This window comes from Arthrobacter sp. NPDC080086, from assembly GCF_040702285.1.
This window is the reverse complement of the sequence record NZ_JBFBKP010000003.1, coordinates 1-14,670: the sequence shown is the minus strand read 5'-3', so window position 1 is coordinate 14,670 and position 14,670 is coordinate 1. Positions and strand designations below refer to the sequence as shown.

The following is a 14,670-nucleotide window of genomic DNA, read 5'->3' as shown; positions in this document are numbered from 1 at the left end:
TCAAGCTCCTGCCTTCACGATCATCTCGTTGAGCAGCGCGGCACCGCGCACCACGACTTTCGACGAAGCTTCTAGCCCCGCGGTGACGGCGAAGTTGCCGTCGGTGCCCGTGTCCTTGCCCTGTACCTGGGCGCGCTTGAAGTGCTTGGCATCACTCTGCACGATCACGTAGTAGCTGCCGTGGTCCTTCACCAGCGCGGACTTGGGCACCACCGTGGCTTGCCCGCTGCCGGTCTGGATGCGCGCTGTGGCGTACATCTCGGGGCGCAGCAGGCCGTCGGGGTTGGGCACGTCGCAGCGCACCGTCAACGTATGCGTGGCCGGGTCGATGTTAGGCGCGATAAAGCTCACGCGGCCCGTGAACTCGCGCTCCGGATACGCCGAGGTGTGCAGCGAGATCGGCTGGCCGATGCGCACGCTTGCAATGTCGTTCTCATACACATTGCCGATAAACCACAGCACGCGTGTATCGACGATGCTCATGAACGAGTCGCCCACGTTCAGGAAAGCGCCGGGGTCCATGTTGCGCTTGACGATGGTGCCGGAGATGGGTGCGCGCAGCGTCAGATGTTCGGCCGGCGTGCCGCGCTTGGCGATCTGCGCGACATCGGCATCGGACATGCCCAGCACGTGCAGGCGGCCGGCGGCGGATTGCACGGTGGCATCCGCATCGTCCTGCAGGTCCTTCATGTTGGAGCCCTTGAGCTGGCGGGCGGTGTTTAGCGCCAGGAGGTATTCCTTCTGCGCGGAGATGAAGTCGGGCGAGTACAACTGGGCAATCGGCTGGCCCTCGCGCACCAGTGCCCCTTCGAAGAGAAGAATCTGGTCCAGCCGACCGGCCACGCGCGCCGACGCCAGCTTGGTGCGCTCGGCGTTGTAGGCGAGCTTACCGGGCGTGGACAGCTCCACCGGCACCGCAAGCTGGCTGACCTGCGCGACCTGCACTTGTTGCGGATCAAACCCACCATCCGGAATTTCAACGGAGTCGGGCTTCGGGCGTGCAGGTGCATTGGCGGTCGGTGCGGATGCCGAGTCCACTGCCGGCTTCGCGGTATCGCCAGCCGGGGTCGATGGAGCGGCGGGCCACTTGCGCCCAACCACCACGCCAACAGCAAGGGCCGCGGCCAACGCAATCACAGCAACGACGGGAGAGAACTTCTTCATGATCTTATTGAGCTTGAACCGGCGAGCGGCCCGTGGCCGCGAGCAGCGCGTGATAGGCCTGCAAGGCCGTGGCCTGTGCCTGGGCGACCGACAGTTCGGCGTTCTTGAGTGCGCCCTGGGCGATGAGCAGGTCGTTGAAATTGGCGTTGTTGCTGGCGTAGTTGGTCATCGTCACGCGATACGCCGCCAGCGCCTGCGGCAGTTGCCGCTGCTTGTTGAAGTCGAGTTGCGCGAGCGTCTGGCGCAGCGTGTTGTAGGCGGTATCGACGGCCAACAACGTTTGCTGGCGCACTGACACATCGTTGGCCTCGGTGGCGATCTGGCTCTCCACCGCCTGGTTCACGCCGTACTTCTCTTTGGTGAAAAACCAGAACGGGATGATCACGTCCAGCTCGATCTGATAGCTGTTCGGGCGCACGCCATACGGCGGGTTGTCTGTCGTGACAGTGGCGATGACCTGGAAATCGGGCAGGTAGGCCTTGCGCGCCAGCGTCACGCTCTTGCGTGCGGCGTCCATCAACTCGGCCGAGGCCTTGATCGACGGGTGCTCACGCAGCGCCTGGTTTTCCAGTTCGGGTAGCGACTCTTCGGGCAGGCGCACGGCGTCGTCATCGGCGCGCAGCACGAGCGGGAAACTCGGGTCCTTGCCGATCAGCGTATTGAGCGTTTGGACCGTGCTGTCGTACTGGCGTTGCGCGGCAAACAGGTCGTTCTGCGCGCTGCTTTGCATGACCTGTGCGTTGAGGAAGTCGGCGTACGCGGCAGCGTTGTTGGCGTAGCGCACGCGCGTGATCTGCTTGACCTGCTCGAGCCGCGTGATGGTCAGCTTCTGAACGTCGATCTGCTTCTGCAGGGCAATCGCCTGATAGTACGTCGTGGAGAGCTGCGCGTAGAGCTGCAGATACAGCGCATCGGTCTGCGCATTCAGCGATTCGGCCTGGCGGTCGGCAATTTCAGCCGCCAAGGCTTTCTTGCCCGGAAACGGTATCTGCTGCGTCAGGTTGTACTGGCTACCACCCGCGCGGTTGACGGCCAGCGGGAATCCCTTGGGAATGCTGTTCCAGATGTAGCCGACCTGGGGGTTGTTGGGCGCGGCAAGCTGCGGCGGGATCGACTTGGCCGACAGATAGGCGTGACGCCCTTGGATGAGCTGCGGGTTGTTGCTCTTGAGTTCCTGCAGAAGCTCGACGAGGTTGAAGCCCGGGCCGGTAACGCCTGGTACCGATGGCTTGACCGGCGGCATGGTGGCCACCGGCATGCTGGCCGCAGCCGGCGCCGATGCAGCAGCCCAGGCGGCAGGCGGCAGGCAGGCGACCGCGCACAGCACGGCCCACGCCCGCGGATGAAAGACACCCCAATGTTTCACTGCAACAGACTCCCCTTGAGACCGGAGCGTTTTTACCGAGGCGATCTTTCAAGCGCCTTTCATGGCTGAGCAAGCCATGCAGGCGCGCCACGACGCCAACAACTGCATGAAAAACCGCCCCACGGCGGCAGTCTGCGACAGTTATATGACAAGACATATCGACCGTCTCAGGTCGTTGCAAGCGGACACGGCAGCCCCACACGGACAGCAAGCGCATCGCGCATGGCTTGCAGGCTGGCGATGCGGGCGTCAATGGTGGCGAGCTTGTCGCGCAGGAGCGCGCTGACGGCGGCATTGGTATCGGGTTGCTGCCACACCTGTGCCATGCCTTCGCCGATTTCCGCCAGCGTAAAGCCGAGCTGCTGCGCGGTGCGGATATAGCGCACCAGCTCAACGGCTTCGAGCGGATAGGCGCGATAGCCGTTGCTGCGTCGGCGGGCACGGATCAGGCCGCGTGCCTCGTAAAACCGCAGGCCATCGCGAGAGACGCCGGTGGCGGCTGCCAAGCCGCCGATGGAGAGATCGTCGGGTTGCGTGGGCAGAGGAGCGGGCATGGGTGTGTGGACAAAAATCGACTTGACCTTGAAGCGTACACCAGGCTTTAAGGTGGCGTATTGTTCACTTATGGAGAGACGCCATCATGATGACTGAGTCGACTTTTGCGCGGGTCGTGCGCGCTAGCGCCTGGTACGACCTGATCGTGACCGCCCCGTTTGCAACGCCCTGGACGTTTGCTTGGCTGCATCAGGCATTGAACGCGGTGGCGGCGGCGCTGGGCATTGCCGGGTTGCCCGCGTTTGCCCCGGCGCACCTGCTGATGGCCAATCTGATGGGGTCGGTGGTGTGCGTGTGGTCGGTGCTGCGGATTCGGCAGGCCAGCGTGGCGCTGGGTCGCTACGACGCGGTGGCACGGGGGCTCTTTTGTACGTGGCAGGCGGTGGCGCTGGCGTCGGGCGCGACGTTGCTGTTAGTGCCGTTTTTGGTGATGGAGGCAGGGTTCGGGCTGCTGCAGTCACTGCCGGTGACACGCGTGCCCGGGCGGGTGGGCACGCGCGTGGCTTAGCGGGCTGCGGGCGCGCTGGCCGGTGCTTGCGGCAAGCCCGGCGGGATCAACGGACCGCCGCCCAGCACTTGCATGCGGGACAGGATACGCAACTGGTTGTCGAACTTGGCTGGATCGACAAAGCGCTTCACGTCCTCGCCGGCGCGGCGGGCCATTTCGGGTGTGTCGACCCAGCCCGTCAGCGTGACCTTGCCTTCGGGCGTGGTGTGGATGCGGATCTGGCGCGGGTTGAGCGCGGTGTCCTGGTCCAGCGCCGCCTTGACCTGATACGACAGCAGCGAGTCATCCGTCATGCGGGCGCCGGTGCTGTTCGGGCTATCGCCCAGGGCGCACGCGCTGAGCAGCACCGCTGCACCCATTGCAGCCAACGTACTTACCGGGGCAGCTGGGGCCATGAAAGACAACCGAGGGAAGCGCATCGATGCTCCTGGAAGAATGACGACAAGTGCGCATGATAAGCCCCCGCCGCCCCAGTGCATGAGCGCCACGCCCCGTCTGTATCGTCAAACTGCGTGACGGGGCATTTCGGCCCGGCGCTGCCACAGCGTCTGCACCGCCAGCCAGCCCGGTCCCACCGTCGCCACGATGGCAATCAGCACGCCCCATACGAAGTGGAATTCGATGGCCGATGCCGACAGGTTTGCCCAGTACGACAGCGCCGCCACCACGTTGACGAAGAACAGCCCCACCGCCGCCAGGCGCGGCACGATGCCGGCCAGCATGAGCGTCGGAAACACCAACTCGCCAAACGTGCCCAGCGCCGCAGCCAGCATGGGCGGCAGCAGTGGCACCTTGTATTCCTCGGAAAACAGCAGCACGGTGGTGTCCCAATCGTGCAGCTTGGTCAGGCCCGAGCGGAAGAACACATAAAACAGATAGGCACGTGCAACAAGCAGCACGATGGCGCACACGGCACTTTGCGAGCCGAGGATGCGGTCGAACGTGGTGCGCATGCGTGTGAGCGGGGCGAGGGTGGTGGTCATGGTGTCTCTCCAGAGGCGGCTGCCGGGTGAGCGGACAGTGCGAGCAGTCCGGTGTGATAGAGGTGCGACAGGCAGGCGGTCAGATCGAAGCCTGCGCAATCGCGCAGTGTTTGTGTGAGTGCGTCTTGCAGCGAAGGTGTGGTGTCGCAAGCGGCCAGGAAGGCGGCGGCGCTGGCATCGACGTCGAGCACGACCACGCGTTGTTCGCGCACGGTGACGATGGCGGCTTCGCCCCGGCTGGGGTCGATGTCGGCCAATGCTACGGTGGCCCCCGGTTGATGGGCGCGCCAGATCGAAACCACGGGCCACGCTGAAGCCATCCACCAGGCGCCGTCGATGAGCCCGGCGCGAATCGCATCCGCCGGCTGGGCGAGCAGCGCGCCGAGTGCGTTGGCATCCGGCACCTCGGTGCAGGAGGCATCGGGTGCGTAGTGAGCCCAATGCACGCACCATTCCAGTCGCGCCACGTCGGCCAGATACGGCACGCTGTCGGCCAATGGCGAATGCGCGATCACGTCTGGCAGCGCATCGCCGTAACGATGCAGGTTCGGTGAGGTGGAACGCTGCACGGCCAGCGTTTCACGCACGATGGCATCAAAGCAATCCTCGCCGACGAGCGCCCGGCACACCGGATACGCCCCTGCCAACGCATTGCGCAGGATGACCAGGCGCGCATTGCGGTACACCGCCGCTCCTCGCGATGCCTCTTCGGGGGACGGTGTTGTCAGCGTGCCGATCAGGTCGGCTTGCCAATCACGCAAGCGCATGAGGGGCCTCCGCTGCGTGCGACTTCGTATGGCGATCAAGGATGGCCTGAGCGCGCTCGACTTCCTGCAGCAGCGTCTGGACTGGCGGAAGATCGGCATCCCATTCGATGAGCGTGGGGCGCGCGCCGTGTGCCGCAACCCAGGCTTCGTAGAGTGCCCAGACCGGCGCATGCACGGGCGCGCTATGCGTGTCGATCAGCATGCCGTCTTCTTCGCTGAAGCCGGCGAGGTGAATCTCGCCGACGTGCGCGGGGTCGATGTCGGCGAGCACCGATTCGACTGCTACGCCATGGTTGACGCTGTTCACGTACAGGTTATTTAGATCGAGGAGGATGCCGCAGCCGGTGCGGCGGGCGAGCATGGTGAGGAATGCGCCTTCCGTGACGGCCTCGTCGGCATCGACCAGCGTGCGGCAGTCGATGTAGGCGGCAATGTTCTCGATGAGGAGCGGTCGCTTGAGGATGTCCTGCGCGCGCATGACGTTGGCGCACACGATGTCGAGCGACTCGCGGGAATAAGGCAGGGGCAGCAGGTCATTGACGACCTGTGCGCCACTGCGGTTGAAGCACAGGTGCTCGGAAATGGCAGCCGGAGCCACGGTATCGGCCAGCGTGGCGATGGCGCGCACGTGGTCGATGTCGAGCCCGTCGGCATTGCCGAGCCCCATGCCCACGCCATGCAGGCTCACGGGCTGGTGAGCCCGTGCAGCCAGCAGCGCGGCGCGGGCCGGGCCGCCATACAGATAGTTTTCGCTGTGCACTTCTACCCAGGGGAAGCGGGCCTCCCCGTGTAGCAGGGCAGGAAAGTGCGGGGCGCGCAGGCCAGCGCCGGCGCACGTGGGCAGGGTTGTCTGCATGGCGGTCACTCGATGTGGCGTGGGGCGCTTACTTGGAGGCAGGCTGCATCGTGCCGCCCATCTGCATGCAGGTGCCGGCCGGCACGAACTTCCACGACATCGGGTCCTTGTCGATCTTCGATTGGCCGGCGCAGGCGTGCGCGCTGCCCGGGCTGGCGCAATCGTTCTGGCCTGCCTTGGCAACGCCGTAGCACTTTTCCTTGCCAGCGGCATCAGCAGCCTGCACCGGCGTGGACAGGGCGCCCAGTGCGAGCAGGCTACCCAGGGCGGCGGCGATCATGGCGTGTTGTTTCATTTGCGTTCTCCTTGATTAAGCAGGTTCATTGAACGGCATACAGGGTGAAAACCCTTGCCGTACGGTGCACTGCGACATCGCGCAGATGTGTTCCGTGCAACTTGGTCGGCGCTTGTGCGTGTTCCTGACACGGAGAACGAAAATTTCTATTGCGGACCGCCGCCCCAATAAAAAGGCGACCCAACGGGCCGCCCTCAGGGTGGAACAGCACAGATACAGGACAGATTTATTTGGCGTGGTTTGCCGCCCGGGTGCGGGCTGCCTTTTTGGCGGCGGCGGATCGCCCGGCCGCGCCCTTGGTGGCGGCCCCCTTCTTGGCCGCCGCCGAGCGCTCGCTGCGGGAGCGCTTGGATGCCGCGCTATGCGCCTGCTTAGAAAGCGACGACTTGGACGCGGCCGCGTGGCCTTCCTTCTTTAGCGTGCGGGTGGTGGTCTTGCTGCGCTTGCTCGTGGATTCTTTGCTGGCGCTAGCGTGGCTGCCCTTCTTGCTGCCGGCCTTTATGTCGCGCTCAGCCTTCTTGCGCGTGCCGGACGACGCCTTGCCTTCGCCCGGCGGCTTGACGGCCACGCCAGCGCGGCGCGCCTTGGATAACCCGATCGCGATGGCCTGCTTGGTGTTCTTGGCACCGTGCTTGCCCTCGCGGATGTGATCCATCTCTTCCTTGACGAAGTTGCCTGCCTGCGTCGAGGCGGCCTTGCCGTGGCGCTTGTCGGCGCGCGCACGTTCTACGGTTTTGCGTTCCGGCATGATGACGTCCTCCGTTAAGTTGGAGCGCCAGCCGGGTAGTGCAACGGTTAAGGTGCGTTAATGCGTCAAACCGGCGGCGCTTGCACACACAACCACGCAACCCGCGTACCTGCACCAGCGCTGCCCCCCGGGGAGAAACGCTCAGCCAATGCGGAAATGCTCGATGCTCTGCCCAGCGTTGACCGCGCGTTGCAGCCAGTCCGGCATGTCGCCGTTGCCGTCCCAGTGCTGGCCGTCGGCGCTCATATACGTTGGGCCGGCGGGCGGGGGCGGTGCATCGAAGCAACCGTGCGCCTGCAAGTCTTCGACAGACAGGCCATAGGTTTCCATTTGTTCCCGGATCCAGGCGACCGCGTGTTCGCGGTCCGGCAGTGGCGGGTGACCTTCCTTCATCTTGTGCGTATGTCTTGGGTTTTTCTGTCCGCCGGGCGCCGTGACGCCTTGAGAGGGAGAGAGGCAGGCGCATGGCGCGCCTTGCATCGGCGGAAAACGCACAAGAATAACAGCAGTTTGGCCGCCGATTCATGTTCTGAATGCGGCGGGTTATTGCGCGATTTAACAGCGGTGTTATTTAACGGCGGCGGATTGATTCCGCGAATGGAGCCATCGGTAGGGTGACCACCCCAGGTTCATCCCCGCCGCCGCCAGCAGGATGGCGCCCGCCCCGAGAAACTGCGGTACCTGCAACCGGTGCCCAAAGGCCACGATATCGACCACGATGGCCACGATCGGGTAGATGAACGACAGCGAGCCCGTCAGGTGCGTCGGCAGCCGCTGGATGGCGCCGTAGAGCAGGATGTACATCAGCCCCGTGTGCACCACCCCCACCGTCACCAGAATGACCCACGTGCGCGCATCGGCCGGTGCATGCGACAGGTTGGCCAGCGGCGCCAGCATCAGCACGCCCACGCACACCTGGATCAGCGCGATCAGGTGCGGCGGCGTGCCGGCCAGCGTCTTGGTGATGATGGCCGCCACCGCATACGCAAACGCCGCACCGAGGGCCAGCGCAATCCCCATCATGTAATCCGTGCCTGCGGTGGCGGCTGGCCCCACCTGCACAATCAGCACCACGCCGATGAAGGCAATGGCCAGCCACGTCAGCTTGGTGGCGGTCAGTTTTTCCGACAGGAATAGCGCGCCAAGGCCAACGAGCATGAACGGCTGCGTGTTGTAGACCGCCGTGGCAACCGAAATGGACGCCCGTGGATACGCCGCAAACAGCAGCAGCCAGTTGATGACGATGGCCACCCCGCCCAGCGCGGCAATGCCCGCGCGCCGCCACGTGATTGCACCCCGCAACAGCCCGAGGCCCGCGCACACCGCGAGTAGCGTAATTGCCCCGAACACGCAGCGCCAGAACACCACGTCCATGACGGGCTGCCCCGAACGCACCACGAACCAGCCGATCGTTCCGGAAATCGCCATGGCGGTGGTCATTTCGACCGTGCCCCGTGTCTTGTCGTGCATGACAGTCGCCCCCGTTGGTTTGTCTTGATGTGAGAAGGATCGCATGCGGAGAGCGTGTTCTCCATGGGTTTTATAAGGCAGAATCAACGTCTTTCTTCATGAAATAAGGCGAAACGCCAATTGGAGGCGCAATGAGCACCATTGATGCGTTGGATCAGCGGATTCTGGATGTTCTGCTGACCGATTCCCGTATCTCGCTCAAGCAACTGGCCGAGCAGGTCGGGCTGTCGTCGCCCAGCGTGTCGGAGCGGTTGCGGCGGCTGGAAGAGCGCGGCGTGATCCGTCAGTACACGGTCGATCTGGACCCAGCGGCGCTGGGTTACCCGCTCCAGGCCATCGTGCGGGTGCGGCCCATGCCGGGCAAGCTGCATCTCGTGCAGAAGCTGATCGAAGATATTCCGCAGATCGGCGAGTGCGACAAAGTGACGGGCGAGGATTGCTTCATTGCCCGGCTGTATGTGCAATCGATTGACCAGCTCGACCAGATTCTGGACCGGGTGGCCGACCATGCGGAAACCAACACCGCCATCGTCAAGGCGCAGCCGGTGCGCCGGCGCGCGCCGCCGTTTGCACTGATGGGCTGAATTGGTGGATTGATTGGCGAGGGAGCTCTGGCGCACCGCGCGCGCCCTGCGTCAATACGGGGATGAGGCTATAGTGCCCCGGCGCACGGCCTGATAACGTTCGCGCCGATAACACGTACGCCGGCATGACCGGCGTCAACGAAGGTACCAAAGGAGCTCCTATGCAGAATCCAAGAACAGGGATGCGGTGGATCGCCGCCGCAATCGCGTCGATCAGCATCGCAACGGTCGCGCACGCAGCGTCGGTTGCGCCGGTCGCTGCGGAAAATGGGATGGTGGTGTCCGCACAGCACCTGGCCAGCAAGGTCGGTGTGGAAGTGCTCAAGCGTGGCGGCAACGCTGTCGACGCTGCTGTGGCCGTGGGTTACGCGCTGGCCGTGGTCTATCCGGCCGCCGGCAACCTGGGCGGCGGCGGTTTCATGACCATCCAGCTGGCCGATGGGCGCAAGACCTTCCTCGACTTCCGCGAAGTCGCTCCGAAGGCCGCCACCGCCAACATGTACCTGGACAAGGACGGCAACGTTATCAAGGGCGCATCGACCAAGGGCCACCTGGCCGTGGGCGTACCGGGCACCGTGTCGGGCATGGAGTACGCCCGCCAGAAGTACGGCACCATGCAGCGCGCGGCACTGATCGCGCCGTCCATCGCACTGGCTGAGAAGGGCTTCTTGCTCGACCAGGGCGACGTCGACATGCTGCACACCTCCACCAAGGACTTTCAGGAAGACGCCGCCTCGGGCGCGATCTTCCTGAACAAGGGCCAGCCGTTCCAGGTGGGTGAGAAGCTGGTGCAGCATGACCTGGCCAAGACGCTGCGCGAGATCAGCAACAAGGGCACTGACGGCTTCTACAAGGGCTGGGTCGGCGAGGCCATTGCTGCATCGAGCAAGGCTGGCGGCGGCCTGATTACGCAGGCAGACCTGACCAGCTACAAGACGCGCGAACTGGCGCCGGTCGAGTGTGATTACCGTGGCTACCACGTGGTGTCGGCGCCGCCCCCGAGCTCGGGCGGTGTGATCATCTGCGAAATGCTGAACATTCTGGAAGGCTATCCGCTCAAGGATCTGGGCTGGCATTCCGCGCAGGCAACGCACTACCAGATCGAAGCCATGCGCCACGCTTATGTGGACCGCAACAGCTACCTGGGCGACCCGGACTTCGTGAAGAACCCGCTGGACCGCCTGCTAAGCAAGGACTACGCGGCCAAGATCCGCGCCGTGATCGACCCGAAGAAGGCCGGTGTGTCGAAAGACATCAAGCCGGGCGTCGAGCCGCATGAAGGCAGCAACACGACGCACTACTCGATTGCTGACAAGTACGGCAACGCGGTGTCCGTCACGTACACGCTCAACGACTGGTTTGGCGCCAAGGTCACGGCCGCGAAGACGGGCGTGATCCTTAACGACGAGATGGACGACTTCACCGCCAAGGTCGGCGTGCCGAACCTGTACGGCCTGGTGCAGGGCGAGGCCAACTCGATTGCTCCGGGCAAGCGCCCGCTGTCGTCGATGAGCCCGACCATCGTTACCAAGGACGGCAAGCCCGTCATGGTGGTGGGCACGCCGGGTGGCAGCCGCATCATCACGGCCGTCATGCTGACCATGATCAACGCCATCGACTACGGCATGAACGTGCAGGAAGCCGTGGATATGCCGCGCTTCCACCAGCAATGGCTGCCCGACGTGACCAACGTTGAGCCGTACGCGCTGTCGCCGGATACGCGCAAGGTGCTGACCGACATGGGCCACAACCTGGGTGCGCCGCAGCCGGCCAACCACTTGGCCGCGATCATCGTCGGGGCGCCGTCGCTGGGCGGTAAGCCGGTGGGCAATAACAAGTTCTATGGCGCGAATGATCCGCGTCGCAATACGGGGTTGGCGGCTGGTTACTGATCAGCGCCGCGAGAGGAAAAACCCGCCAGAGTTTCGGCGGGTTTTTTATTGCTTGACGCTTCACATCAGGGCGCAATGGCGGGCTGATTGAGGCCTGGTGTTGCTCGTGGCAATGTCGCCTTGCGGCCATTTCATCCGGAGAGGCCTACACCTCAAAGTACTCCGGGCGCAGCCGGCGCGTGATTTCCAGCACGGGCAGCACCTGGTCAAGGTGGTCCCGCATGGCCCGGATGGCTTCCTTCGGTTTGCCGGAGGCGAGTGCGTCGATGACGGCGCGGTGCTCGGCCAGCACTTCGGTCATGCGGCCTTCCAGCGGCAGGGTCAGCAGCCGATAGCGGTCGATCTGCGTTTTGACTTCCAGAATGATCTGCCACACGCCGGGGTAGCCCGACAACTCGGCCAGCGTGGCGTGAAAGGCTTCATCCGTACGGAAGAACCCGCGGCGATTGCTGTCGCGCACGCATTGCGCCTGGCGCTCCAGCACGGCATTGAGCTTCTTGATGCCTTCCGGCGTGATCCGCTCGGCTGCCTTTTCGATGATGGCCACTTCCAGCGCGCTGCGCACCAGCATGGCTTCTTCCAGCGTATTGAGCGGAATGCGCGACACGAACGTGCCAACACGCGGCTGTACGTCGATCAGGCCTTCTTCCGCCAGTCGCTGCACGGCCTCGTGAACGGGGGTGCGGCTGGTGCCGAATTCATCCGCGAGCTCTTTTTCAACGATGCGCGTGCCGGGCAGCAGTTCCATCTCGACGATGCGCTCGCGCAGGCTGAGGTAGACGCGTCGGGAAGCAGTCATCGTGACCTCGTCATGCGACGGCGAGGAAGCGGGGCGCGAAGTCATACAGCTCGCAACAAGATCGGGTGATAGTGTAAGGGATCGCAACGCGCTGCCTGAGTCTGTCGATGCGGTCAAAGACCAGTGAACAATGGGCGGCGCGGGCACCATGATAGCGGCAAAGCCCGCGCACTTGAACTGCGGCCAACTCGAGCGCAGGCCTTCATATGAAGGCGCTGCTCAGGGGCTGGGCCGTTCGTCGCGTTCTTGAAGGAAGCGGGTTGCTCAGCGAGTGTCGGTCACGGTGGTGTTGAAGGTCTGCCCACCGATCACCACGTTCTGTAGCGTGATGTCGTGCACGTTGTAGGCGTAGATCGGCCCCGGCACGGTGGCGCTCGCAGGGCCGGCCGCCGTGGGTGTGCCGAAGTTGCAGTTTGAGATCGTTACGCCAGTAATAGGGGGTGCGGTGGGCGCGGGCAGCGGCCCGTTGTAGTCGAACGCCACCGGACCTTGCGCAACGATGGCCTGGAAACACGAACCGGTCAGACTCCCCACGGTGACATTGCTGGCCGTCACGTTCGAGATGTTGACGTTCTGCACCAACGCCGGCCGCGTGCGGATGGCATCGGCAGCCGGTTGGTAATCGCAATCGAACGTGATCAGCCCGCCCTGCGATGCAGACGGATTTGCCGCCGACGATGTGACTACGCCCAGCGGCACGGTGCTGTTGATCGGGCTGCCCGTGAGCATCTTGCTGCCATAGCCGGCGCCCGTCAGGTTCACACCGTTGGGCAGGCTGACGTTGGTCACATAGAAGTTCTTCACGAACCCGCCACGGTTCATGTTCGTCTTGATGCGGATGGCGATGTTCAGCGAGTTGGTCGCCCAGAACTGGTTGAGCATCGCCAAGTTGCGCGCGTAGATGTTTTGTACGCCGCCGCCCATCTCGCTGCCCAGGGTGATGCCGCCGTGACCGCTGTTCATCGTGCAGTTCTGGATGACGTGGTCCTGCGCGGGGCCGTAGCCGGTATCCAGATTCTTGCCCGACTTAATGGCGATGCAGTCGTCACCCGTGTTGAAGGTGACGTTCTCACACAGTACGTTGCTGCAGGCATCCGGGTCGAAGCCGTCATTGTTCGGGCCAATGCTGTCGACCGTGACGCCGCGGATGACCACGTTCGTGCAGTGCACGGGGTGGTGCTGCCAGAGCGGCGTGTTGATGGTGCGGTAGTTCTCCATCAGCACATTGGTGCAGCCGATGAACTCCACCATGCACGGCCGCAGGTAGTGGCCCAGGCCGAAGATGCGCTTTTCCACTGGCACGCCGGCTTCGGATAGGGCCGGCAGGTAGTTTTGATCCTGCTGCCAGGGCGTCGCCGGGTTGGTCAGCAGCGTATACAGCGCGCTCGAGATTCCCGGCACCGCCGTCTGCAAGTCGACGTTGTTCGGGTTGCTATAGGCCTGCGACGGCGTGCTCGAGCTGGCGCAACCGTAGGCGCCGTTGGTGCCCTTGAAGGTCCACCAGCACGTGCTGGTGTTGCCCGTGCCGGCAAACGGCGTCATGGCCTGGCCATTGAGCACCGAGGTCGAGCCTTCGCCCGTCAGCGCGATGTTGCTGGCGTTGCGCGCGTAGATCGGGGAGCCGTAGTTCAGGCAGTCGTCTGCTTGCCAGCGGCTGTAATAGAGCTTGCCGTTGGCACCGCAGTCGACCGGGCCATCCTTGGCGTAGTCAGCCGGGTTGGCGCTGAAGTAAATCGTGCAATTGACGCTCAGGTGGAAGTTGACGTTGCTCAGGAGCACGATGGGCCCCGCGCAATACCACGTCCCCGAAGGCACCACTACGCGGCCACCGCCGGCAGCATTACACGCCGCAATCGCCGCCAAAAATGCCGGCCGCGAATCGAAAGAACCCGATGCCTGTGTCGCCCCGGCACCTGAACTGATAGGGGATTTGGTCGAATCGGTATATGGACTCGTCTGCGCGACTACGGCGCACGGCTGCGCGCCAAACGCTTCCACTTGGAAATCCAGGGCGGGAAACGCGCTCTGCGCAACGCCCTGCAGCGACGAGATGATGGTGGTAGCGGCGCCGTTCGCACCCCAAATCGGATCGGCCTGTATGGGAGCGGTAGGCGTGCTCGCAACTGGCGCCGCCGCTTCAGAGCCACCACCACAGGCGCTCACTAGCGCACCGCCGACCAAGGCACCGCCGTAGCTTAGAAACGCACGTCGAGCAGGATTGAGCGGGGCGTGGGCACGGCGTGCCGGCCGCCGCAAGATGCGAGGGGCGGATGTCATGGGTCTCCTCCGTTGGTTGTTCTTAGATGCGCACATCGAGTGGGTGCAGATCAATATATCAGAACCAATGAATTGATATATTAGTGGTGAGGGCAGGGTTTTTCTTGTCGTTGTTTCTGGTGGTGAGGCAGCGAAGGGGTCTGGCTCAGCCGTCGTTGATTGGCGCCACCACGGTAATCCGGTGGGGATCGATGGCGTCGCGATTGGCCAGTTTCAGCTCGCAATCCCAGGCCCCGCCGGGGTTCTCCGGCATTCTTCATGGTCGCGTCATTAGCGAGTCATGAAAAAGGTGTTGCCAAGTCTCGCAAAGGTGCCTATAGTTCGCCCCTCGCTGCACGACACGGCGCCGAAACGAAGGTTGAGGCGGAGTGGTTGGAGCGGTGGAGAAGTAGGAGTGGTGCGGGTT

The 14,670-nt window shown here is 63.8% G+C and carries 16 protein-coding genes; 3 read left to right on the top strand and 13 right to left on the bottom strand.

Annotated features, from left to right (window positions below; genetic code table 11):
* From AB0305_RS02285 to AB0305_RS02275, 3 genes are all read right to left on the bottom strand, one after another.
* Window positions 1–1,164 carry an efflux RND transporter periplasmic adaptor subunit gene (locus AB0305_RS02285; protein WP_366171102.1) on the bottom strand — a complete coding sequence of 388 codons (1,164 nt, stop codon included), beginning with the start codon at window positions 1,162–1,164 and terminating at the stop codon, window positions 1–3.
* A gap of 4 nt (window positions 1,165–1,168) precedes the next feature.
* A complete protein-coding gene (locus AB0305_RS02280; protein ID WP_366171101.1) occupies window positions 1,169–2,530 on the bottom strand; it encodes a TolC family protein in 1,362 nt (453 codons plus the stop codon).
* Between the two features lie 167 nt (window positions 2,531–2,697).
* Entirely contained in the window at window positions 2,698–3,084 is a 387-nt protein-coding gene (locus AB0305_RS02275) for a MerR family transcriptional regulator (protein WP_366171100.1), read from the bottom strand.
* Between the two features lie 86 nt (window positions 3,085–3,170).
* On the opposite strand from AB0305_RS02275, the gene AB0305_RS02270 reads away from it, so the two are divergent.
* A complete protein-coding gene (locus tag AB0305_RS02270; protein ID WP_366171098.1) occupies window positions 3,171–3,593 on the top strand; it encodes a hypothetical protein in 423 nt (140 codons plus the stop codon).
* Here the strand turns inward: AB0305_RS02270 and AB0305_RS02265 are convergent.
* The 8 genes from AB0305_RS02265 to AB0305_RS02230 all read right to left on the bottom strand — a co-directional run bounded on the left by AB0305_RS02265 (window position 3,590) and on the right by AB0305_RS02230 (window position 8,712).
* On the bottom strand, window positions 3,590–3,988 hold the full coding sequence (locus AB0305_RS02265; RefSeq protein WP_366171096.1) for a BON domain-containing protein: 399 nt from the start codon (window positions 3,986–3,988) through the stop codon (window positions 3,590–3,592). The two genes, AB0305_RS02270 and AB0305_RS02265, sit on opposite strands and share 4 nt — an antisense overlap.
* 108 nt (window positions 3,989–4,096) lie before the next feature.
* Window positions 4,097–4,576 carry a DoxX family protein gene (locus AB0305_RS02260; RefSeq protein WP_366171094.1) on the bottom strand — a complete coding sequence of 160 codons (480 nt, stop codon included), beginning with the start codon at window positions 4,574–4,576 and terminating at the stop codon, window positions 4,097–4,099.
* Window positions 4,573–5,343: a DNA-binding domain-containing protein gene (locus AB0305_RS02255; protein WP_366171092.1), complete on the bottom strand. Its 771-nt coding sequence runs from the start codon at window positions 5,341–5,343 to the stop codon at window positions 4,573–4,575. The genes AB0305_RS02260 and AB0305_RS02255 overlap by 4 nt, the downstream gene beginning before the upstream one ends.
* Complete coding sequence (locus tag AB0305_RS02250; protein ID WP_366171090.1) at window positions 5,330–6,199, bottom strand: DUF692 domain-containing protein; 870 nt, start codon at window positions 6,197–6,199, stop codon at window positions 5,330–5,332. Before AB0305_RS02250 ends, AB0305_RS02255 begins: the two co-directional genes overlap by 14 nt.
* Before the next feature lie 28 nt (window positions 6,200–6,227).
* Window positions 6,228–6,494: a DUF2282 domain-containing protein gene (locus tag AB0305_RS02245; protein ID WP_366171088.1), complete on the bottom strand. Its 267-nt coding sequence runs from the start codon at window positions 6,492–6,494 to the stop codon at window positions 6,228–6,230.
* A 226-nt stretch (window positions 6,495–6,720) separates the two neighbouring features.
* On the bottom strand, window positions 6,721–7,242 hold the full coding sequence (locus AB0305_RS02240; protein ID WP_366171086.1) for a hypothetical protein: 522 nt from the start codon (window positions 7,240–7,242) through the stop codon (window positions 6,721–6,723).
* 141 nt (window positions 7,243–7,383) lie between these two features.
* Window positions 7,384–7,635, bottom strand: a complete 252-nt coding sequence (locus tag AB0305_RS02235) for an H-NS family nucleoid-associated regulatory protein (protein WP_366171084.1) — start codon at window positions 7,633–7,635, stop codon at window positions 7,384–7,386.
* Between the two features lie 174 nt (window positions 7,636–7,809).
* Window positions 7,810–8,712 carry a DMT family transporter gene (locus AB0305_RS02230; protein ID WP_366171082.1) on the bottom strand — a complete coding sequence of 301 codons (903 nt, stop codon included), beginning with the start codon at window positions 8,710–8,712 and terminating at the stop codon, window positions 7,810–7,812.
* A 131-nt stretch (window positions 8,713–8,843) separates the two neighbouring features.
* Between AB0305_RS02230 and AB0305_RS02225 the strand changes: the two genes are divergently transcribed.
* Both AB0305_RS02225 and ggt read left to right on the top strand, forming a co-directional pair.
* Complete coding sequence (locus AB0305_RS02225) at window positions 8,844–9,296, top strand: Lrp/AsnC family transcriptional regulator (protein ID WP_366171080.1); 453 nt, start codon at window positions 8,844–8,846, stop codon at window positions 9,294–9,296.
* Window positions 9,297–9,457: 161 nt separating this feature from the next.
* Window positions 9,458–11,188 (top strand): gamma-glutamyltransferase, encoded by a 1,731-nt coding sequence (gene ggt / locus AB0305_RS02220; RefSeq protein ID WP_366171078.1) that lies wholly within the window; start codon window positions 9,458–9,460, stop codon window positions 11,186–11,188.
* Window positions 11,189–11,333: 145 nt separating this feature from the next.
* Here ggt and AB0305_RS02215 read toward each other — a convergent pair whose 3' ends face one another.
* Together AB0305_RS02215 and AB0305_RS02210 are read right to left on the bottom strand one after the other, a co-directional pair.
* Window positions 11,334–11,987 (bottom strand): GntR family transcriptional regulator, encoded by a 654-nt coding sequence (locus tag AB0305_RS02215; protein WP_366171076.1) that lies wholly within the window; start codon window positions 11,985–11,987, stop codon window positions 11,334–11,336.
* A gap of 264 nt (window positions 11,988–12,251) precedes the next feature.
* Entirely contained in the window at window positions 12,252–14,264 is a 2,013-nt protein-coding gene (locus AB0305_RS02210) for a glycoside hydrolase family 28 protein (RefSeq protein ID WP_366171074.1), read from the bottom strand.
* Window positions 14,265–14,670 lie beyond the last annotated feature (406 nt).